The sequence below is a fragment of the Pseudomonas sp. SIMBA_041 genome (assembly GCF_046535095.1).
In the GTDB taxonomy this organism is placed as follows: domain Bacteria; phylum Pseudomonadota; class Gammaproteobacteria; order Pseudomonadales; family Pseudomonadaceae; genus Aquipseudomonas; species Aquipseudomonas mucoides.
In genome coordinates this window covers 1-250 of the sequence record NZ_JAWRXJ010000688.1, presented here as the reverse complement: position 1 = coordinate 250, position 250 = coordinate 1, and the positions used below count along the sequence as shown (strand labels likewise).

General features: G+C 67.6%; 1 protein-coding gene. It reads right to left on the bottom strand.

Features of this window, described 5'->3' with window-relative positions:
- Window positions 1-15: 15 nt before the first annotated feature.
- Window positions 16-250, bottom strand: a 235-nt coding sequence (locus SB725_RS32875; protein WP_410923658.1) for a hypothetical protein, incomplete at its 5' end; no start/stop codon positions are given.

Genomic DNA, 250 nt, shown 5'->3' with positions numbered 1-250 from the left:
GGTGCGCCTGGCTCGTCATGGGCGCTTGGCTGGCTGGTGCTGGCGGCCATCGTGCTGGACTTCGGGGTGGCGGCCAACATGACCCTGGGGCAGCGCGCCCTTTTCGCGCTGGGTGCAGAAGTGCGCGGCCATCCGCTCGATCGTGCTGGCGTCGAACAGGTCCAGGTTGTATTCGATCGCGCCCGCGAGGCCGTCGTCGGCATCCTCGACGTGCAGCGTGAGATCGAACTTCGACGTGTGGCTCTCCACC